Source organism: Pseudomonas sp. SIMBA_067, from assembly GCF_046534675.1.
GTDB lineage: Bacteria > Pseudomonadota > Gammaproteobacteria > Pseudomonadales > Pseudomonadaceae > Aquipseudomonas > Aquipseudomonas putida.
On record NZ_JAWRYH010001342.1, the window covers coordinates 1 to 236 of the forward strand.

Genomic DNA, 236 nt, shown 5'->3' on the forward strand with positions numbered 1-236 from the left:
CGCGCCCTGCAGGTGCCCGTGGATGAACTGGCGCTGCCGTGGAGCGTTGGGGTACGCAGCGGTGACACAGGCAGCGCAGAACGAGCCCGACAAGCTCGGCGCCTGCCAAGTGTGCTGGTCACCACACCCGAGAGCCTGACGCTACTGCTGACGCGCGCACAGGCCCGCGAAGATTTCGCCACCCTGCGGCTCGTAGTGGTGGATGAATGGCACGAACTGCTGGGTAACAAGCGTGG

1 protein-coding gene is annotated in these 236 nt (G+C 66.1%); it reads left to right on the top strand.

Annotated elements, in window-relative coordinates:
• Positions 1-236: DEAD/DEAH box helicase (locus SB765_RS33710; protein WP_410933047.1), on the top strand; the 236-nt coding region annotated here is incomplete at both ends.